Raw genomic sequence first — 21,725 nt, 5'->3', positions numbered from 1 at the left:
CTCTTTCATCCTTACTTGAGCTTCTTCAGTTCTTCGTTGAGCATTGGCAAATCTAGCCCTTGCTCTGCTGCACATTGTTTAGCAATATCGTATCCCGCATCAGCATGACGCATCACGCCTGTTGCTGGGTCGTTATGCAGCACGCGGGCAATACGTTTTGAGGCATCTTCACTGCCGTCACAGCAGATAACCATACCTGAGTGTTGCGAGAAACCCATACCTACGCCACCACCGTGGTGCAGTGAAACCCAAGTTGCGCCGCCCGCCGTATTGAGTAGTGCGTTTAATAGTGGCCAGTCTGATACGGCGTCAGAACCGTCCATCATGCCTTCTGTTTCTCGGTTCGGGCTTGCTACGGAGCCAGAGTCTAAGTGGTCACGACCAATGACAACAGGCGCCTTAAGTTCGCCATTTTTCACCATTTCATTGAATGCTTGACCAAGACGCTCACGATCTTTCAGGCCGACCCAGCAAATACGTGCAGGTAAACCTTGGAACTGAATGCGCTCGCGCGCCATATCTAGCCAGTTATGTAAGTGCGGATTATCTGGAATTAGCTCTTTTACTTTTTGGTCGGTTTTATAGATGTCCTCAGGATCGCCAGAGAGAGCAGCCCAACGGAAAGGACCAATACCTTCGCAGAACAATGGACGAATGTAGGCTGGAACAAAGCCAGGGAAATCAAATGCGTTTTCTACGCCTTCTTCCAAGGCCATCTGGCGGATGTTGTTACCGTAGTCGAGTGTTGCGGCGCCGCGATTTTGTAGCTCTAACATGGCTTGAACTTGCACTGCCATGGATTTTTTGGCTGCTTTAACGACCACTGCCTCATCTTGCAAACGCATTTCTGCAGCGTGAGACATGCTCCAGCCTTGTGGTAAGTAGCCATTGAGCGGGTCGTGTGCAGACGTTTGGTCTGTTACTACATCAGGCGTGATATTACGTTCTACCAACTCAGAGAAAACGTCTGCTGCATTACCTAGTAGACCAACCGATACTGGTGTGTCCGATTCTTTGATGATAGCAAGCGCTTCATCCAAAGATGTCGCTTTCTTATCGACATAGCCTGTACGTAAGCGGTAATCGATACGTGATTCATCACACTCTACTGCAATCATGGAGAAGCCCGCCATTGTACCAGCTAGAGGTTGAGCACCACCCATGCCACCAAGGCCACCGGTTAGAATCCAACGGCCCTTTGCTTCACCGTCAAAGTGTTTTTTCGCAACAGATACGAATGTTTCGTATGTGCCTTGTACGATACCTTGCGAGCCAATGTATATCCAGCTGCCAGCGGTCATTTGGCCGTACATCATCAAGCCTTGTTTATCTAGCTCGTTGAAGTGTTCCCAGTTTGCCCAATGAGGAACGAGGTTTGAGTTAGCGATAAGCACGCGTGGGGCGTTTTTATGGGTAGGGAAAACACCAACAGGCTTGCCTGATTGAACTAAAAGCGTTTGGTCATCTTCGAGTCTTTCAAGTACTTCAACAATCTTGTCGTAACATTCCCAGTTTCGTGCCGCACGGCCAATGCCGCCATATACAACCAGCGAATGTGGATGTTCTGCAACATCAGGATCGAGGTTGTTCATCAGCATACGAAGAGGGGCTTCGGTTAGCCAAGATTTTGCGCGCAGTTTATCTCCGTGAGGTGCACGAATTGTTCTGCTTGTATCAAGTCGTGGATCTTGTCCCTGGCGCTGTGTCATTTCAGACTCCTTTAGTTTCTCGTGATGACCAAGTACTTGCTTGGTCGTAATAATAAGTGGCATCTAGGATGCGTTATGGTTTGTGTTGCTTTTCCGCCATCGCGTTGGCGATATCCCAACACAAACGGGCAGCTAAGCGTGCAGTTTGACTATCGACGTCATAATTAGGGTTGTATTCGGCGATATCAGCCAGCATGAGCTTATTTTTGTAATGAAGAATTCGATCTAAAAATGGTGCAATTGTGTCGTAACTTACTCCTCGAGCCGCAGGGGCGCTGACCCCAGGTGCGGTTGCCGCAGGAAATACATCCAGATCAATGGTCAAATAGAGGTAATCACAGTCGTCAATAAAATGTTGAAGCTGAGTTAAGTGATAACTGTGGTTTAGGTAACAAAGCTGATTGTCTTCTACATACCAAACATTTAACGCATCTGCTTTTTCAAACAGCGCTTTAGTGTTGCTACTGCGGCTTACGCCAATGCAAGCGTAATGAAAGTCCCAATCATTGCGTTGGCAAAAATGATGAATTTGGTTGAAGGGAGTGCCAGAGCTTGGTTTGATGTCGGCGATGCTGCTCTCGAATGCGCGTAAATCGAAATGCGCATCGAAATTTATGATACCGATTTTAGGCTTCTTCTCTGGATAGTGCGCTTTAAAATACTCCGCTAAGCCGGAAAACGAGGCCCACGCAATCTCATGCCCGCCACCTAACACGATGACAGGCGTATGAGGTAGTGCGCTTGAAATGGTTGCCGCACATAGAGATTGGCTCTCTTCCAGTAAGTCGTCTTCGCACACCACGGTGCCTAAGTCATATAGTGGGACGTCTTGGTGCCATGCTAAATTAGCGAGTGCTCGTCGGATTAAATCTGGCGCTTTTTTCGCACCAATGCGTCCTTTGTTTCTGGCTACGCCAGCGTCGGTAGCAAAACCCAGTAATGAGACGCCATGCGCAACTGCCCCTAACTCATCTGCTTTCTGGCGTTGAACCACGTGATGAATTCGCTGACCAAGTTTGCCGTCCTCGGCATCATGACGGCCTTGCCAATGAAATAGGGGAGAGTGTAAGTCGAATTGAGACATATTATTGGCCTCCGTGTGAAATGTATTCACCATTTACTATACGACCTACCAGACGTTTTGCTCCGACTTGATAGCTTAAATCTGCAGGGCTTTCGATATCCCAGATAGAGAAGTCCGCATCAAACCCTACTTTGATTTCGCCACGTGAATTTTGATAACCTAGAGCTTTGGCTGCATGTTGCGTTACACCACGCAGTGCTTCTTGCGGTGTAAGGCGAAATAGTGTGCACGCCATATTCAGCATGAGTGTGAGATCAGAAAACGGTGATGTACCTGGGTTGACGTCCGTAGCAATTGCCATTCGCACGTTATGCTCTCTCAACAACTCAATCGGTGGTAACTGAGTTTCTCTTAGAAAATAAAAAGCGCCAGGCAGTAGAGTGGCGACAGTGTTTGATCGAGCAAGTGCTTTAACACCTTGCTCATCTAAAAACTCGATGTGATCCGCTGACAGACCGTTGTATTGCGCAGTGAGGGCTGTACCACCGAGATTCGAAAGTTGCTCTGTATGCCCTTTAACCTTTAAGCCGTGGCGTTTTGCAGCTACAAACACTTTTTCTGTTTGTTCAAGATTGAAACCAATCGATTCACAAAAAACATCGACACTTGTGGCTAATTCTTCCTTTGCGACAACAGGGATTATGTCCTGACAAATGTGCTCAATATAATCATCTGCACGGCCTTGGAACTCCGGCGGAATGGCGTGAGCGGCAAGAAGTGTAGTGGTGATTTTAACTTTGCGCTCTTGTTCAAGCATTTTGGCTGCACGGAGCATTTTTACTTCGTCATTCAGTGTCAATCCGTAGCCTGATTTCACTTCGACAGAAGTGACGCCGCTCGCGAGTAGCCCGTCTAAACGTGGCAACGCTAACTCAACTAATTGCGCTTCGGTTGCTGAACGCGTCGCATGCACCGTTGAAAGTATCCCACCGCCTTGTTTGGAAATTTCTTGATATGGCACGCCGTTTAAGCGCATTTCAAATTCGTTGGCACGATTGCCCGCGTAAATAAGATGAGTGTGGCAGTCGATCAAACCTGGCAGAACTAACTTGTCTTGAAGGTCGATACTCTGAGCGTAATGTTGGGCAGACAGCAGAGACTCGGTTTGCGGTTCGTCTTCACCAATTGCACAGGTGCTGATCGCAACGATTTTTCCAGATTGAATGCCAATACGAGCAGGAGACGTTGGAAGATAACCGCGCTCTCCCGACTGCATGGTGACCAGACGTGCGTTTTCAATCAGCAAATCCATTTTTGTGTCCCTGTGTTTATTTGTATCATTAAATGTATATACAAATAAATAGAGCAAAATAAGAACACTGACAAGATTGATGTTGCTAAAATGTGATCAAAACGTAGATCTAGAGGACCAATCTTGTCATTAAATGAGCACTTTTGAGCTCAGCTTATATTTGTTACCAGGGTGATAAAGTAGGGCGGTACTGACTAACTTATCTTGGCTCCACGTTCTGCGATTCAAGAGAAGGCAAGGCTCATTGGCTTGCATTTTTAAGTCTTGCTTAATACGGCCGTCAGGCACAATTGCCTCTACAGTATGTTCAATAGCGTTGAGTGGGCAATTATCTGACAGGTATTGATTCGGAGTGATTTGTGTGAAGTCTTGATTTAAATAACTCGGGGCATATTGGCTGTTCACCCAGCGGAGTTCTAATTGAATAGGCGTTTGGTCTTCATAGTGAATGATTTCACTGTAAAACACCGTTGTGCCAAGCATGACGCCGAGTTTTGTCGCAATGCTATCATCTGCTTTTATGGCAACTTGTTTGAGCACTTTACTGCTATATTGTCGCCCTCGGTCGCTGACTTCTTCGGCAATGTTTCGAATGTCTAACAGAGGAGATTCTGACTTTTCACCAGGATCACACACAAACGTACCTAAGCGTGGGCGACGTTGTAAGCGGCCCTCATTAACTAAGTCCCGAATTGCTTTGTTCACTGTCATTCTACTGACACCAAATTGCTCGGTAAGCTCAATCTCTGTGGCGATACGATGACCGACTATCCACTCTCCAGCATCAATTTTATCGAGGATAAATTGTTTGATTTGAATGTAGAGTGGTGCAGACATAATGATTCCCTTCTATTTGACTATACAAATACTGCTTAATTTAGGTACAAATTGCAAACATTTCTCGACGAATGCACCTCTTCGTGACAGAACAATCCTATTGTGGGGCTGAATGATTCTTGCTGTTGAGCATTATTTGGATTGATGATGGAATTCGAACATTTTCTTGTGGTCTATTGCTTGCAGAGTATAAAACAATTGTGTAAACAAACGATTATGAGAAGAAAAGTCGCTAAAAAGGAAAAACATGTTTAAAAAATTGAAAGCATCACTGGGGATCGGTTCTGCAAAAGTAGATACGATTTTAGACGAAATGAGCGTGTTTCAAGGAGCGACGCTGAAAGGGCATGTTCATATCAAAGGCGGAGACGTCGAACAACAAATTGATGCTATTACTATTAAGTTGAACACAGAGATGAAAGTCGAAGTGGATGATAGCGTAAGTTACCAAACGTTCACTATTGATCAGCTGAAGGCGGTAGACCCCTTTGTGATTCAACCGAATGAAGAGAAGCAGATTCCGTTTGAGCTAAAACTGCATGATGAAACGCCAATTACTGCGGTTAGCGCACTTAAGAATCAATGCCATGTTTGGGTTGAAACGACGTTAGATATTGATTTTGCGATTGACCCGCGTGACCGTGACTATATTGAAGTGAAACCACTACCAGTAGCATCTCGGGTTATTCAAGCGATCGAGCAAGCTGGTTTCACTATGGTTAAAGCCGATGTTGAAAAAGGCTTTTTGCGCGGTGGCTCGTTTGCTTCTCGCTCTGGAATTTATCAAGAGCTAGAGTTCCGAAATAACGGCTTTATCTCATCAAAAGAAATTGAGCTTTCTTTTATTCTGGAAGGGCAGGTCATGCATTGTTTGGCGGAGATTGACCGTTCGCTCAGCTTGGCTGGTGACCAATATCGCTCGTTTACGTTACCGATCAATGCAACTGATGCTCAAGTCGCTGCCGCGGTTGCACCAACGCTAAATCTATAGTTCTCATCAACTTGATGAGAATATGTACCGATATCCTATTGTGAAAGCGATATCGGTACTGTTATCCATGTTTCGTGCGTTCTCAACGGCTAAAAACTCAAGCGCGGAGTTTTCCATGAGATATCGATAGCCTAATACCAGTTCATTAGAGGCATCAGCAAACTCTGCGGGTCCTTCTGTTGAGCCTTGATACCAATGGTATTCAAACATCAGGTGGTGGTGATCTTCCAACGCATAACGGTACCCAGCTGCAACGGCAATCGTATTATGCCGATAGGGTAGATCCAGCAAGGCGCGATCATCTGAGCGAAAAGTCATGCCAACCATCGAGTAAAATGCATGGGCGTCACTCAAATAACTGTAATTTATTTGGAAGCCTTGCTCGAAATTACTGCCTTGAAAAGTCCCGTGAGCAACATCATTAAAATATAAGCTGCCACCAATAGATAGGCCGTGATGTTCATTCTGAAACACTTGATATTGCAAATAAGTAGATAAGTTGTTGGCAAGCGTTTGTCCTTCGAAGTCGTCTTCTAGCACATCATATTGCGGCATTGAAATGTGAAAACGATCTCTGTCTACTTTGTCTCGGCCATTCTGTCCGATACCGAAAAGGTTATGGAAGCTTTTCGTCAGTCCATCTAAATGGTTATCAGCGGCAAAAACCCACCGATAATTGAGTTCCCATTGCCAACTGCTATTGATTTGCCACTTGCTGCCAATTTCGATTTGGTTGTGGTAATAATCCAGTGCGTATTCATCAGTATGAGCCCAAACACTAGCCACGGTTCCTGAGCCATAGGTTTCGACAAAGTCAGAGGGAAGGCTATGTCCTGAGCGCAGTATATTGGTATGGCTAACCACTTGCATCGGAGATTGTGCGTAAGAACGTAGCGGCCCATACAGGTCATCTGATGCCATGGCTGGTACACAGCATATCGAAATGCTTAGAAGCCCCATAAAGCGCGATTTGAAATAGATCATGATGAACACCTACATGCAAACTACTCAATAAAACAACTATATACCTAAATTGCACTTTGAGGTGGAACTAGGTGTGCTGGGTCCTGTGTTGGTTAATATGTATCAGGAACTATTATACCAGTTGTGTATTCAAGTTCTATTGGGAGGGGGGAACTCTGTTTACAAGTGATGTGAGCCCTTAAGAAGAATCATCAGATTGTTGCCACGAGTTGTTGCCACGAGGGTTGAGGTTAAGTTCTTATGATAAAACAAAATCGCGCTTTGCAATCTAAATGTGAGCTAGGTACAATCCCACTTTCGATAACGGTCCGGTATTCGTGTTACCGAGAGGCCTTTATTGACTCTCAACTATTTTCAACAAATAGCTTCTAATTTGAATAACATGTGTTGCTTGGTGTGCAACACCACTGTAAAGGACATAGCATGCCTATTATTACTCTTCCTGACGGCAGTCAGCGTCAATTTGACAACCCAGTTTCTACTATGGAAGTTGCGCAATCGATCGGTCCTGGTCTTGCAAAAGCAACGATCGCTGGTCGTGTAAACGGTAACCGCGTTGATGCGTGTGACCTAATTGAAGAAGACGCAAGCCTTGAAATCATCACCGTAAAAGATGAAGTAGACGGTCTAGAAATCGTTCGTCACTCTTGTGCTCACCTTCTTGGTCACGCTCTTAAGCAGCTTTACCCACAAGCTAAAATGGCGATTGGTCCAACCATCGACAACGGCTTCTACTACGATATCGACCTAGATGAGTCTCTAACGCAAGAAGATCTTGAAAAGATTGAAAAGCGTATGAAAGAGCTAGCGAAAACCAAGTACGAAGTTGTTAAGAAAAAAGTAAGCTGGCAGGAAGCGCGTGATACGTTTGAATCACGTGGCGAACCATACAAAGTGGAAATCCTAGACGAAAACGTATCTCGTGATGATCGTCCAGGTCTTTACCACCATGAAGAATACATCGACATGTGTCGTGGTCCTCACGTTCCTAACATGAGCTTCTGTCAACACTTCACCCTATTGAATGTGGCAGGTGCTTACTGGCGTGGTAACAGCGACAATAAAATGCTTCAACGTATCTACGGTACGGCTTTCCACGATAAGAAAGCACTGAAAGCGCATCTAACTCGCCTAGAAGAAGCGGCGAAGCGTGACCACCGTAAGATTGGTAAGCAACTAGACCTATTCCACATGCAGCAAGAAGCACCAGGTATGGTGTTCTGGCATCACAATGGTTGGTCTATTTTCCGTGATCTGGAAGTATTCATCCGCGCTAAGCTAGATGAGTACGGTTACCAAGAAGTAAAAGGTCCGCTAATGATGGACCGTGTTCTTTGGGAGCGCTCAGGTCACTGGGATAAATACGCTGATGCAATGTTCACAACTTCTTCTGAGAACCGTGAATACGCAATTAAGCCAATGAACTGTCCAGGTCACGTACAGATCTTCAACCAAGGTCTAAAGTCGTACCGCGACCTACCGCTACGTATGGCTGAGTTCGGCTCATGTCACCGTAACGAACCATCTGGTGCACTGCACGGCATTATGCGTGTACGTGGCTTTACTCAGGATGATGCTCACATTTTCTGTACTGAGAGCCAAATCCAAGAAGAAGTAACAAACTGCATCAAGATGGTGTACGATACGTACCAAACATTTGGTTTCGACAACATCGTAGTGAAACTGTCTACTCGTCCAGAGAAACGTGTAGGTTCAGATGAAATCTGGGATCAATCTGAAGAAGCATTGAAGCAGTCTCTTGAATCGATGGATATCCCATACGAAATTCAAGAAGGTGAGGGGGCGTTCTACGGTCCTAAGATTGAATTCACACTATACGATTGTCTAGACCGCGCTTGGCAGTGTGGTACTGTCCAGCTAGACTTCAACCTACCAGGTCGCCTAGGCGCTACTTATGTAGGTGAAAATAACGAACGTCTTGTACCGGTAATGATTCACCGTGCGATTCTAGGTTCACTAGAGCGCTTCATCGGTATCCTTATCGAAGAATATGCTGGTTTCTTCCCAACTTGGTTGGCGCCAGAACAAGCAGTTCTTATGAACATTACTGATAAACAGTCAGGTTATGTTCAAGAAATAGTACAAAAACTACAAAAAAGTGGAATTAGAGCTAAAGCGGACTTGAGAAATGAGAAGATTGGCTTTAAAATCCGCGAACATACTTTGAAGCGTGTACCGTATATGCTTGTTGTTGGTGACCAAGAAATGGAAGCTGGCGAAATTGCAGTACGTACTCGTAAAGGTAAAGATCTTGGTAAATTTAAAGTGGATGATTTTATTGCATACATCCAAGACGAGATCTCTAGCCGTAAGCTCAATCTGGAGGAATAAGCTATTAAAGGCGGAAGACGTGGCCAACAGCCGGTAAAACAAAACCCGCACCGTATCAACGGTGAAATTCGTGGTATTCGTGAAGTTCGACTAACAGGCGCTGACGGTGAATCAGTTGGTGTTGTATCGATTCAAGAAGCCATTGCAGCTGCTGAAGAAGCTGGTATGGATCTCGTTGAGATCAGTCCTAACGCCGAGCCACCTGTTTGTCGTGTGATGGACTATGGTAAGTTCCTCTTCGAGAAGAGCAAAACTGCTAAAGAGCAGAAGAAGAAGCAAAAGCAGGTCCAGATCAAGGAAGTAAAATTCCGTCCTGGAACTGATATTGGAGACTATCAGGTAAAACTACGCAACCTGACGCGTTTCCTTGAAGAAGGCAACAAAGTGAAGGTAACAATTCGCTTCCGTGGCCGAGAGATGGCACACCAAGACATCGGTGTTGACGTTCTAAATCGTCTTAAGGAAGATACTGCAGAACTTGCTGTAGTTGAATCTTTCCCTAAGAAGATTGAAGGTCGCCAGATGATCATGGTGCTAGCCCCTAAAAAGAAGTAATTAACGGCTCATCAAGTAATTAAAACCTAGCCGCTTTCCTTTCGATAAAGGCATAACGGCTGGGTTTTGTTCGCCCTAATTACGTTGTTTATTAAACCTACTCAATGCGGAGTTATTCATCATGCCTAAGATGAAAACCAACAAAGGTGCTGCTAAGCGTTTTAAGAAAACTGCTGGTGGTATTAAGTACAAGCACGCTACAAAACGTCACATCCTGACTAAGCGTACTACTAAGAACAAGCGTCAACTACGTCCGAATGCAATCCTTCCAAAATGTGAAGTGGCTGCAGTAATCCGTATGTTGCCATACGCTTAATTCTTTTTAGTTATCAATCGTTTAGTTTAGGAGAAGCATAATGCCTCGCGTAAAACGTGGTGTACAAGCTCGTGCACGTCATAAGAAAGTTCTAAAACAAGCTAAAGGTTACTACGGTGCGCGTTCACGTGTTTACCGCGTAGCTTTCCAAGCAGTTACTAAAGCTGGTCAATACGCTTACCGTGACCGTCGCGCTAAGAAACGTCAATTCCGTCAACTATGGATTGCACGTATCAATGCGGCATCTCGTCAAAATGGTCTATCTTACAGCCGTTTCATCAACGGTCTTAAGAAAGCATCTATCGAGATCGACCGTAAGATCCTTGCGGACATCGCAGTATTCGACAAAGCTGCATTTGCAGTTCTAGTTGAAAAAGCGAAAGCTGCTCTTTAATTAGCAGTTTAGGATTAAGAGAAGGAGAGCATTAGCTCTCCTTTTTTATTGCTAAAATATATACCCAAATGACTTTTAGCTTGGCTATTTAGAGTATTGTTTATCAGTCTTCTCAACTTATTGGTTAGCACTTATGTTAGTTATAAGGTAGCTTGGGTATAAATTTTTACGTTTATAAGGGATTAAAAATGATCTACACAACGACCGAAAGCATTCCAGGCAAGCAGATCTCTGAAATCAGAGGGGTTGTAACTGGTAATGTTGTTCAATCAAAGCATATTGGCCGTGACCTCATGGCGGGTATCAAAAGCATTGTTGGCGGCGAAATTCGCGGTTACACGGAAATGATGACCGACGCGCGTGATATAGCTATACAGCGCATGGTAGCAGACGCTGAATCTAAAGGTGCGGATGCGATTGTAGGGATTCGATTTACCACGAGCTCAATCGTAGATGGTTCTTCGGAAATTTTGGCATTTGGTACTGCGGTGAAACTTGCGGACTAATATACGAGGAAAAGCGTCGCTAGGGATGGTGAATTTTTATTCATTTGTCGTTTTTTCTTTTTAGGTTAATTATTCTAGATTTTCGCAGAGCGAATAGGCTTATATTCTTAACTTTACGTTACTATTAAAATTAATCCTAATAATTTAGAGTAATTGCTTCACTTTTGTTTTGTGTATCATTTTATATTCATAATGAAATTGAATTCATATTGAATTTTCCATTTATCGTGTGAATTTTGATTTCGATATATTAATTCATGTTTTTCTTATAAAAATATGAACTTATACCTTGCCAAGCGGTTCTAAATTGTTACAAATACTATACAGCTGTAACATTGCCAAAAGGAATTGTAGATGAGAGATCTGACTCCCGAATACTTGCTAGCCGCATTACGCCAAGCGATTAAAACAAAAGGGCTAACATATCGAGAGCTATCTGAGAAAATGGGCATGCCGCTGTCCACTTTTAAGAGACACTTAACAAGCACAAATCTCGCTTTGGATAAACTGCTTGAATATTGTAGAGCTGTTGATTGCACGTTAGATGAACTACAAAAGCTTGCGAATCAATTACAAGGCGAAGACGAGGATTACTTTAGCCGTACGCAAGATGAAGTTTTTTTTCAATTTCCCCATCTTTACGATTTTTATCGTGAATTGAGAATGCTGCGAGGCAAAGATGGATATTCCATTTTAAAGAAAAAGTATGATTTGTCTGAGCAGAGCATGTCTGATTACCTAAAAGCTTTGGAGTTATTGGATCTTGTTTACGTTGATGAAGATAAAAATATAACGTTGCACGGGCCGTTATATTACAGCTATGCAGAAAACTCCAAGCTCAATGATAAATATACGGAAATCATAAAAGAACAGACAACAACCCACGATAAATGTGTTCGTGTGGCTTTGGCACGCATGAAAATTACCGAAGAGCAGCTTTTGCAATTGGAAGATCAAGTCGCAAAAACGGTTATCGATTTTCATTCCAAAAATGTTGTGGCAGAGAACTTCAACGTCTCTGATTTTACTAATATTGTTCTACTTGCAGGGCCACATCAACCAGTCACATTCTCTGATGGAATTATCGAGACAGAAGGGCGATTTATTGACGATATTCGTTATGCCATCGCATCTGCAGGTGATAAACCAAGCCTCTCGATTTAGAAATTCAGTCTTTTACTTAAAGAGAATCGCTTTTCTCATTATGTTATTGAGTTTTGCAGCTCTAATATTGAAAGGAAGCAGTAAAAGAAAAGCCCAAGACAGAGCACACTTTGTAAATAGAGCATCTATCTACTGTTTTGAATCCAAACTTTAAGTGTTTTGGGCTTTTTTGAATAACATCATTTCAATATCACTCGTTGTCCAATTTTTAAGGTTCTGATTTTTGGGGTTATGTCCCCGCACTCCACTCTAGCCTTTCCTTACAATCAAATCATTCTCGCTGAACCAAGCATCTTGATGTTACTTGGTTATATATAATTAAAGCTTATTTTTCGGTTAGCTATAAATTCATACTTGCAATGTTTGTTTTTTGATCTATTATGACGAAGTGTCATTTGTGACGGTTCGTCAAATTTAGTGGCGTTCCTGTATTCAAGAATCGTGTTACAATTATTGGGAGTGTGTTGGTATACGGATCAAAGGATTATGTTTAACTTTCGCTGTAAAAAAGATAGCAAGCAAGACGGATGTCGTACGTCTTCAGGGCTAACTAAAAAACAACAGGCGATTGCTGATCGTGAAATAGAGCTTATTCAATTGGCTAAGTCTCTGGTTCAAGAGCAAGGCTTTGCCAACTTAACGATGGACAAGCTCACAGCGGCAAGCCCTTACTCGAAGGGAACGATCTACAATCATTTTTGCAGCAAAGAAGATGTGATTCTTGCGCTTTGTATTCACTCGCTGAGAAGCGAGGCAATATTTTTCGAACGTACCGCTAAGTTCAATGGCAATACCAGAGAAAAAATCATTGCTATGCATGTAGGTTATCGTATTTACGCTCGTATGGAGCCTGTACTATCAACCTGTGCGATTGTTGCAAAGACGCCTTGGGTCCTAGAGAAAGCTTCGCCTAAGCGCGTGAATGAATTGAACAACTTAGAAGAACAAGTAATAGATGGTGCTGATGCGTTGGTGAATAATGCGGTGGAATGTGGAGACCTTAAGTTCTCTCCCGCAATTGGTTCTGATGCCATCGTATTTGCTAACTGGTCTATTGCCTTCGGTTCAAACGCTCTAGCGCAAAATGCATCGAACAGTCGATGTATTCAGCGAATTCAAGATCCATTCTCAGTACTGCATAACGCGAATATGTTACTTGATGGTTTAGGGTGGTCACCTTTATCGACAGAGTGGGATTACCGTAAAACGTGGCGTCGAGTGGAACAGGAATTGTTCAGCGAAGAGCTTGCTTATTTAGAGTCTGTGAATCGCTAATCGTTATAGAGGCCATCTAATATTTTAGTTGGCTTTTTTATTACACTATTGTGACGAATCGTCAAAAAAATAGAAATTGGTACTCAAGTTACCGATCTCGAGAAGTATAGGAAGTTACTCAAAAACTAACTTATATAACCAAATAAATTCGATCTGATTTTTATATGTTGAAGTTATCTGGTTATCACAGCATTCGCTGTTTTTTTAGTTTTTAAATTTGACGAAACGTCACAAAAGGAGAGTGTGATGCCACATCACAACGTTCAACAACAAGCCCGAATGAGCTGGGTCAAGCTACCAACGAATTACAGTGTGTTGGTTGTGCTTGCTACCGTTTTATTGATTGTTATAGCAACTATTGGAGGAAAAAATCTTTACTTTAGAGGGGATTACGACATCTTTTTTGATGGAACAAATGAGCAGTTACTTGCGTTTGATGAAATTCAGACTACCTTTGCAAAATCTGACAGTCTTGCTTTGGTCATAGCGCCAAAAAGTGGCACTGTTTTTACTCCTAACACCTTATCTCTTATTCAGCAGATCACTGACGAGGCGTGGCAAGTCCCATACTCCACCCGTGTTGATTCCCTTGCTAACTACCAGCATACCGAAGCGTTTGAAGATGATCTTCTTGTCGAAGATTTACTGTATAGCGAATATGAATTGACGCCTCAGCGAATCGAGAAAGTCAAAAGTATTGCGTTGAGTGAGCCGGTTTTGAAAAGTTCACTGATTTCCGAAAAAGGGGATGTCACGGTCGTGAATATTACGGTCCAACTCCCTGAGGTCGATAAAACCGCTGAAGTACAAGAAGTGGTTGCCTACATAAACGGAATGATTGAGCGTTATCAGCAAGTGTACCCGGATACTGATTTCCACAAAGCCGGTATTATTGCAATGAACTACGCGTTTATGACCGCAGCTCAAGATGACAGCGCGACGCTAGTGCCGACCATGCTACTAGTGATATTGGTTTTCCTGACTCTCATGTTGCGCTCATTGCTTAGCGTCATCGCGACACTCATCGTTATTATCGGCTCAGTTATGGTGACAATGGGCTTATCAGGATGGGCTGGTATGTTCTTAAGCACGGCGACAGTTAATGTGCCTACCTTGGTGATGACGCTTGCCGTCGCCGACTGTGTACACATCATAGCGACGATGCGTCAGTCAATGCAAAACGGCTTTAGTAAAGCCCATTCTATTGAACGAAGTATTGCGCTCAATTTCATGCCCATCCTGATTACCTCCATTACCACCGCGATCGGCTTTTTAATGATGAATATGTCGGATTCTCCAATCCTGAGAGATTTCGGCAACCTATCAGCCCTTGGCGTCATGATTGCTTGTTTCCTGTCCATCACATTACTTCCGGCGTTACTTCATATCCTTCCTGTTAGGATGAAGTCAGACACTGCTGATGAAAGAAAGCACTTTATGGATCACTTAGGGGATTTCGTGGTGTCAAAGCGACATGCGTTATTGCCGTTGTCTGTGCTTGTTATTGTCGCGAGTGCGAGTTTGATTCCGCTGAATAAAGTCAACGATGAATCCGTCGAATATTTTGGTCATAGCAATGAATTTCGTCGAGCGGCTGATTTTATGGAAGAGCGAATCAGTGGCATGGCGAACATCAGTATCGCGATAAAAACTAACGAATCGCAGGGTATTGCGGATCCTAATTTTCTCAATACCGTGGGTAAATTTACTGACTGGCTAAGGTTGCAGCCAGAAACGGACCATGTTGCGACCTTGAGCGATGTTTATAAGCGCCTAAACAAGAACATGCATGGAGATGATCAGGCTTATTACTCGCTCCCTCAAGACAGAGAATTAGCGGCTCAATATCTGCTGCTTTATGAAATGTCACTACCGTATGGCTTAGATTTGAACAACCAAATCAATGTTGATAAGTCGTCAATCAAGATGGTTCTCACCGTGGAGAACTTGGGCAGCGTCGAGCTTGTTGATTTGGAAAATCGTATTTACCAATGGTTTAACGAAAACGCGCCTCAGTATGATGTTGTTGCTTCTAGTCCATCACTGATGTTTGCGCATATTGGCGAAACGAATATGGCTAGCATGCTGTCAACCTTGCCTATCACTCTGGTCTTAATTTCGGCATTACTGATCTTTGCCTTACGCTCGTTCAAGCTCGGTTTAATCAGCCTGGTCCCGAATATCGCCCCAGCGCTTATTGGTTTTGGTATTTGGGCGCTGGTTTCTGGTGAAATTAATTTGGGGTTGTCTGTTGTTGTGACGTTGACGCTTGGCGTTGTGGTTGATGATGCCGTTCATTTTCTCTCTAAATACCAACACGCTCGTAAAGATGGCCATAGCGCGGAACAAGCGGTTCGTTACGCTTTTCGCACCGTGGGGCGCGCGCTTTGGATTACGACTGTCGTGCTTGTTGCTGGTTTCTCCGTTCTGGCGATGTCGAGCTTCCGCTTAAATGCCGATATGGGGCAGTTGAGTGCCATTGTTATCTTCATTGCTCTTGTTGTGGATTTCATCTTTCTACCGACTCTACTGATGTTGTTTGACAAAGGCGTCTACGACGAGGTGGACCGCCGAAACAAGCTTAAATCAACTGACTCTCAAACCACGGCTGTTACTCAGTCATAACGAATCAAAGGATTGAACATGAATTTACTAAAAAATGCCTTAAAAGTATCTGCACTTTCTGTCTCGCTTTTTATGAGTCATGCGGTGTTAGCGGATGAAGCGAAAGGATTAGAAATTGCTCAAGAGCGCAAAGCCCGTGATGAAGGGTGGGGGGATTCTGTTGCTACCATGAAAATGATTCTGCGGAACGCACAAGGAGAAAGTAGCACACGTTTAATGCGCCTCCAATCACTCGAAGTTGAGGACGATGGTGACAAAGGACTCACAATATTTGATGAACCAAGAGATGTGAAAGGCACCGCGTTTCTCAACCACTCTCATACAGTGGGTGCCGATGACCAGTGGCTTTACCTTCCAGCACTGAAGCGTGTGAAACGTATTTCCTCGCGTAACAAATCAGGCCCTTTTATGGGCAGTGAATTTGCGTATGAGGATCTCAGTTCTTTTGAGATCGAAAAATATCGTTTCAATTACTTAAAAGATGACACCATAAATGGGCAAGATGTTTTCGTCATAGAGCAAATCCCTACAGACAAAAATTCAGGTTATACCAAGCAAACGGTGTGGTTAGATAAAGCGCATTATCGCCCACTGAAAGTTGAGTTTTACGATCGCAAAGGGTCGTTGTTAAAAACGCTTTCTTTCTCAGATTACAAGCAGTACCTCAACCAATATTGGCGAGCGCACACCATGGCGATGACAAATCATCAAACAGGAAAAAGCACTGAGCTAACAACAAGTGAAATGCGCTTTAACACTGGGCTCGAAGACAATGATTTTCATAAGAATGTGTTAAAACGAGTGAGGTAGTGGAGGAGAAATGAACCGATCAAATGTTGGGTTGTTGCTTAGCGCAGCAACCTCTTTTTACTCGATGCCTCTTGCCGCCGTTGAGCTTGCTGGACAAGTCAATATTGAGCATCGTCAGTTTTTTGAAACTGGCTCTCAGGGTCAGAGCAAAGCGCAAACGTCATTGGTTTTGCAGCCAGAATTTTACTGGGAGATGCAAAATGGTGATGCGAGCTTTACCCTCACACCTTTCTATCGTTTGGATAGTCTAGACGAGGAGCGAAGTCATGGAGACATAAGAGAGGCGCTTTATCTGACTTATTGGGATGATTATGAGCTTCGAGTTGGGATTAGTAAGGTCTTTTGGGGAGTGACGGAATCCGCCCATTTGGTTGATGTAGTAAACCAGACAGACGCCATTGAAGCCGTCGATGGTGAAGATAAACTCGGTCAGCCAATGTTGCATTTCACCTCATTCAAATACTGGGGCACCGTCCATGCAATGTTATTACCTTACTTTAGGGAACGAACGTTTGCGGGTACTGACGGTCGTTTACGAACCGAACCTGTTGTCTCAGATGATGCTATCTATGAATCAAGCAGAGAAGAAAAGCAGGTAGATGTGGCTTTTCGATATTCGAAAATGCTTGGCGATTGGGACGTAGGCCTGAGCTATTTATATGGAACAAACCGGGATCCTTACTTTCGTTTTGAGTACGGGGAATTAAAGCCTTACTACGCTCTGATGAGTCATGTCGGTCTCGATGTACAAGGAATCGTTGGCGATTGGTTATGGAAACTCGAAAGTGTTTATCGAGATAGTGCTGATAATCATGTTGGCCTTGTGACGGGATTTGAGTACACCTTCGTTGGCGCATTTGACACGGTTTGGGATGTGGGTGTGATTGGTGAATACCTCTATGACAGTCGTGGGAATAATGCACAAACTATCGGTCAAAATGATGTGTTTGCAGGCATTCGTTGGGCGCTCAACGACGAGGACGGAACGGAAGTATTGACGGGAATCACAAAGGATTTAGATAACGCCGATGTTTACAATGCCAAGTTAGAAGCCTCGAGCCGAATATCGAATAGCTTTAAGTGGCAAATTGATGCTTGGTTGTTCAAAAATGAAACGCCAAACGATTTGCTCTATTTCGCCCGAGATGACGATTTTATCGAGCTATCTATTCAATACTATTTCTAAAACAAAAGGGCACAACTTAACGTCAGATTAATGAAAGATGACATTTTTGACGTTTTTGTGCTCTTTTTATTCAATAACCTCTTCTTTTCGTAATTCAATTTGGCATTGGTGCCTGGTTTGGCTACTATGTACAGCTATCAAAAAACCAATCACTCCCTTATGGACACTACCAACAGGTAGATGAGGAAACGATGCAACATCTAGAAGAGATCATTGCTAGCGCGAGCACTGCAATTGAAGCTGCCGAATCGCTAGTCGCACTTGATGAAGTGCGTGTTCAGTATCTGGGTAAAAAAGGTGAGCTAACTGCTCAACTTCAAAGCCTAGGCAAACTACCACCAGAAGAACGCCGTGAAGCTGGTCAAGAAATCAACAAAGCGAAAGGCGTAGTTCAGCAAGCTATCGCAGCTCGTAAAGACGCACTACAACGTGCAGAGCTTGAAGCGAAACTAGCAGCAGAAACAATCGACGTAACACTACCAGGTCGTCGTATTGAGAACGGTGGTTTACACCCAGTAACTCGTACTGTAGAGCGTATTGAGAAGTTCTTTGGCGAACTTGGTTTTAACACCGAAGCTGGCCCAGAGATCGAAGATGCATTCCACAACTTTGATGCGCTAAACATTGCCGCTGACCACCCAGCGCGTACTGATCACGATACTTTCTTCTTCAATCCAGATTTGATGCTTCGTACTCATACGTCAGGCGTACAGATCCGTACGATGGAAAATGGTAAACCACCATTCCGTTTCATCGCTCCGGGCCGTGTATACCGTAACGACTACGACCAAACTCATACCCCAATGTTCCACCAAGTGGAAGGTATGCTGGTTGATGAGAACGTAAACTTTGCACAGTTGAAAGGCATCCTGCACGATTTCCTATGTAACTTCTTCGAAGAAGAAGTAGAAGTACGTTTCCGTCCATCTTACTTCCCATTCACTGAACCTTCAGCTGAAGTAGACGTGAAAGGCAAAAACGGTAAATGGTTAGAAGTACTAGGCTGCGGTATGGTTCACCCGAACGTACTACGTAGTGTAGGCATCGATCCTGAAAAATACTCTGGTTTCGCATTCGGTATGGGTGTTGAGCGTCTAACGATGCTTCGTTACGGCGTGAACGATCTACGTGCGTTCTTCGAAAACGATCTTCGTTTCCTAAAACAGTTCAAGTAATCCAGAGGGTTCATCAACATGAAATTCAGCGAATCATGGCTTCGTGAGTGGGTAAACCCAGCGGTTACTACTGACGAACTCACTCATCAAATTACAATGGCCGGCCTAGAGGTAGACGACGTTCTTCCTGTAGCGGGTTCTTTCACTGGCGTTAAAGTGGGTCACGTTGTTGAATGTGGTCAACACCCAGACGCAGACAAACTTCGCGTTACTAAAGTAGATGTAGGCGAAGAAGAGCTTCTAGACATCGTTTGTGGCGCACCTAACTGTCGCCAAGGTCTGAAAGTAGCGGTTGCAACAGTTGGTGCTGTTCTTCCAGGCGATTTCAAAATCAAAAAAGCGAAACTACGTGGCCAGCCATCTCACGGCATGCTTTGTTCGTTCACTGAACTAGGCATTGATGTTGAGTCAGACGGCATCATGGAACTAGCAGAAGACGCAGTAATCGGTACTGATTTCCGTGAATTCCTAGGTCTAGATGACGTAACGGTAGACGTAGATCTAACAGCAAACCGCGCTGACTGTTTCAGCATTCGTGGTCTAGCTCGTGAAGTTGGCGTACTAAACCGTGCTGACGTGACTGAGCCATCAGTAGAAGCAGTTGCCCCTTCAATCGACGATAAAGTGTCTATTGAAGTGAAAGCGCCAGCTGCGTGTCCACGTTACCTGGGTCGTGTTGTTAAGAACGTAAACGTTCAAGCTGAAACGCCACTATGGATGCAAGAGAAACTGCGTCGTTGTGGTATTCGCTCTATCGACCCTGTTGTAGACATCACTAACTACGTGCTTCTAGAGCAAGGTCAACCAATGCACGCATTCGATCTAGCGAAGATCGAAGGTGGCATCGTAGTTCGTATGGCTGAGCAAGGTGAGAAGCTAACACTTCTTGACGGCAGCGAAGCAGAACTAAACGCAGATACATTAGTTGTTGCTGACCACAACAAAGCACTTGCAATCGCAGGTATCTTTGGTGGTGAAGAGTCTGGTGTAACAACTGAGACTAAAGACGTTCTACTAGAGTGTGCATTCTTTGCACCTGACCACATCCGTGGTCGCGCTCGTAGCTACGGTCTGCACACTGATTCTTCAATGCGTTTCGAGCGTGGTGTGGATTACGCACTGCAAGTGAGCGCAATGGAGCGTGCAACTCAGCTTCTTGTTGAAATTTGTGGCGGTGAAGTAGCACCTGTTGTTGCAGTAGAGTCTGAAGCAGACCTACCTAAGCCAAACAAAGTTGCTCTACGTCGTACGAAGCTAGACAACCTACTAGGTCACCACATTGCTGATGCTGACGTAGTAGAAATCCTAGAGCGCCTAGGTTTGACTGTTGAAGCTTCAGAAGAAGGTTGGGTGGCAGTAGCGCCAACATGGCGTTTCGATATCGCTATCGAGCAAGACCTGATTGAAGAAGTTGGCCGTATCTACGGTTACGACAACATTCCTAACCAACACCCAGCTGCAGCACTTAAGATGCACAACCACGTTGAAGCGGATCTTCCACTGAAACGCGTTCGTGATCTTCTTGTTGACCGTGGTTACCACGAAGCAATTACATACAGCTTCGTTGAGCCTGAACAACAAAAGCTAGTTGTACCTGGTGTTGAGCCTCTAGTGCTTCCAAACCCAATTTCTGCAGACATGTCAGCAATGCGTCTTGGTCTTATCCAAGGGCTGCTGAACACGGTTGTTCACAACCAGAAACGTCAACAGCCACGCGTTCGTCTATTCGAATACGGCCTACGTTTCATCCCATGTGAATCTGCAGAAAACGGCATGCGCCAAGAGCCTATGCTTGCAGGTGTTATTGCTGGTACTCGTGGTGAAGAGCACTGGGATATCGAAACTAACACCGTTGATTTCTTCGACCTTAAGGGCGATCTAGAAGCGATTCTAGAGCTATCTGCGAACGAAAAAGCGTACTCTTTCGCTGCACTGTCACCTGAAAGCAAAAAAGCTAACCCAGCACTTCACCCAGGTCAATCTGCGGCAATCATCGTAGATGGCAAAGAAGTGGGCGTGATCGGTACCGTTCACCCTGAGCTTGAGCGTAAGTTCGGTCTAAACGGTCGTACTATCGTATTCGAAATCGAATGGTCTGCAATCAACAGTAAAGTGATCCCAGAAGCGGTTCAGCTTTCTAAATTCCCATCAAACCGTCGTGATATCGCTGTAGTTGTGGACGAAGCGGTAGCATCTGGTGACATCGTTAATGCTTGTTTAGAGCAAGGTGGCGAGTTCCTTAAAGATGCGAAGCTGTTCGACGTTTACGTAGGTAAAGGCGTTGAAGAAGGTAAGAAGAGCCTAGCAATCGCTCTGACTCTACAGTCAGTTGAGCGTACGCTTGAAGATGCAGATATAGCTGGTGCGGTTGACGCTATCGTTGCTCACGTTTCTGAGAAGTTTGGTGCGTCTCTACGTGACTAAGCGTTAGACGAACTATCTCTCTTAAGAAACTAAAAACCCTGTCAAATCGGCAGGGTTTTTTTATGTTGAGCATTATCTTATTGTGA

At 44.3% G+C, this 21,725-nt stretch carries 18 protein-coding genes; 13 read left to right on the top strand and 5 right to left on the bottom strand.

The window, feature by feature from the left end:
* Positions 1-11: 11 nt before the first annotated feature.
* The 4 genes from hutU to hutC all read right to left on the bottom strand — a co-directional run bounded on the left by hutU (position 12) and on the right by hutC (position 4,882).
* Positions 12-1,709, bottom strand: a complete 1,698-nt coding sequence (hutU, locus tag F7Y48_RS01325) for a urocanate hydratase (RefSeq protein ID WP_114322442.1) — start codon at positions 1,707-1,709, stop codon at positions 12-14.
* A 73-nt stretch (positions 1,710-1,782) separates the two neighbouring features.
* On the bottom strand, positions 1,783-2,793 hold the full coding sequence (gene hutG, locus F7Y48_RS01320; protein WP_085343159.1) for a formimidoylglutamase: 1,011 nt from the start codon (positions 2,791-2,793) through the stop codon (positions 1,783-1,785).
* 1 nt (position 2,794) lies between these two features.
* Entirely contained in the window at positions 2,795-4,045 is a 1,251-nt protein-coding gene (gene hutI / locus F7Y48_RS01315; protein ID WP_301570582.1) for an imidazolonepropionase, read from the bottom strand.
* Between the two features lie 129 nt (positions 4,046-4,174).
* Positions 4,175-4,882, bottom strand: a complete 708-nt coding sequence (hutC, locus tag F7Y48_RS01310) for a histidine utilization repressor (protein WP_046874833.1) — start codon at positions 4,880-4,882, stop codon at positions 4,175-4,177.
* A gap of 247 nt (positions 4,883-5,129) precedes the next feature.
* Between hutC and F7Y48_RS01305 the strand changes: the two genes are divergently transcribed.
* Positions 5,130-5,873 carry a sporulation protein gene (locus F7Y48_RS01305; RefSeq protein ID WP_134646802.1) on the top strand — a complete coding sequence of 248 codons (744 nt, stop codon included), beginning with the start codon at positions 5,130-5,132 and terminating at the stop codon, positions 5,871-5,873.
* Between the two features lie 6 nt (positions 5,874-5,879).
* Here F7Y48_RS01305 and F7Y48_RS01300 read toward each other — a convergent pair whose 3' ends face one another.
* Positions 5,880-6,857, bottom strand: coding sequence for a DUF3187 family protein (locus F7Y48_RS01300; protein WP_316679882.1), 978 nt, complete (start codon positions 6,855-6,857; stop codon positions 5,880-5,882).
* A 423-nt stretch (positions 6,858-7,280) separates the two neighbouring features.
* Between F7Y48_RS01300 and thrS the strand changes: the two genes are divergently transcribed.
* The 12 genes from thrS (at position 7,281) to pheT (ending at position 21,639) form a co-directional block, all read left to right on the top strand.
* Positions 7,281-9,209, top strand: coding sequence for a threonine--tRNA ligase (gene thrS, locus F7Y48_RS01295; RefSeq protein WP_005395892.1), 1,929 nt, complete (start codon positions 7,281-7,283; stop codon positions 9,207-9,209).
* Positions 9,210-9,212: 3 nt separating this feature from the next.
* Positions 9,213-9,764 (top strand): translation initiation factor IF-3, encoded by a 552-nt coding sequence (gene infC / locus F7Y48_RS01290; RefSeq protein WP_074191168.1) that lies wholly within the window; start codon positions 9,213-9,215, stop codon positions 9,762-9,764.
* A gap of 121 nt (positions 9,765-9,885) precedes the next feature.
* Complete coding sequence (gene rpmI / locus F7Y48_RS01285; RefSeq protein WP_005377932.1) at positions 9,886-10,080, top strand: 50S ribosomal protein L35; 195 nt, start codon at positions 9,886-9,888, stop codon at positions 10,078-10,080.
* Between the two features lie 40 nt (positions 10,081-10,120).
* Positions 10,121-10,474, top strand: a complete 354-nt coding sequence (rplT, locus tag F7Y48_RS01280; RefSeq protein WP_004727974.1) for a 50S ribosomal protein L20 — start codon at positions 10,121-10,123, stop codon at positions 10,472-10,474.
* 188 nt (positions 10,475-10,662) lie between these two features.
* Positions 10,663-10,980: a heavy metal-binding domain-containing protein gene (locus tag F7Y48_RS01275; protein WP_005377919.1), complete on the top strand. Its 318-nt coding sequence runs from the start codon at positions 10,663-10,665 to the stop codon at positions 10,978-10,980.
* Positions 10,981-11,334: 354 nt separating this feature from the next.
* The gene (locus F7Y48_RS01270; protein WP_006741660.1) at positions 11,335-12,144 is read left to right on the top strand and encodes a helix-turn-helix domain-containing protein; all 810 of its coding nucleotides are present in this window, start codon (positions 11,335-11,337) and stop codon (positions 12,142-12,144) included.
* Between the two features lie 486 nt (positions 12,145-12,630).
* Positions 12,631-13,419 (top strand): TetR/AcrR family transcriptional regulator, encoded by a 789-nt coding sequence (locus F7Y48_RS01265; protein WP_005395898.1) that lies wholly within the window; start codon positions 12,631-12,633, stop codon positions 13,417-13,419.
* Positions 13,420-13,665: 246 nt separating this feature from the next.
* Positions 13,666-16,044 (top strand): efflux RND transporter permease subunit, encoded by a 2,379-nt coding sequence (locus F7Y48_RS01260; protein ID WP_258460573.1) that lies wholly within the window; start codon positions 13,666-13,668, stop codon positions 16,042-16,044.
* 18 nt (positions 16,045-16,062) lie between these two features.
* Positions 16,063-16,854 (top strand): outer membrane lipoprotein-sorting protein, encoded by a 792-nt coding sequence (locus F7Y48_RS01255; RefSeq protein WP_005395903.1) that lies wholly within the window; start codon positions 16,063-16,065, stop codon positions 16,852-16,854.
* A 10-nt stretch (positions 16,855-16,864) separates the two neighbouring features.
* Entirely contained in the window at positions 16,865-18,040 is a 1,176-nt protein-coding gene (locus F7Y48_RS01250) for a hypothetical protein (RefSeq protein WP_258507970.1), read from the top strand.
* Positions 18,041-18,231: 191 nt separating this feature from the next.
* A complete protein-coding gene (gene pheS, locus F7Y48_RS01245) occupies positions 18,232-19,215 on the top strand; it encodes a phenylalanine--tRNA ligase subunit alpha (protein WP_005385470.1) in 984 nt (327 codons plus the stop codon).
* 18 nt (positions 19,216-19,233) lie between these two features.
* Positions 19,234-21,639, top strand: a complete 2,406-nt coding sequence (pheT, locus tag F7Y48_RS01240) for a phenylalanine--tRNA ligase subunit beta (protein ID WP_006741657.1) — start codon at positions 19,234-19,236, stop codon at positions 21,637-21,639.
* The last annotated feature ends 86 nt before the right edge of the window (positions 21,640-21,725 follow it).

The organism is Vibrio sp. 2-1-2a (genome assembly GCF_032648565.1).
GTDB lineage: Bacteria > Pseudomonadota > Gammaproteobacteria > Enterobacterales > Vibrionaceae > Vibrio > Vibrio diabolicus.
This window is presented reverse-complemented; position numbering and strand designations above follow the sequence as displayed.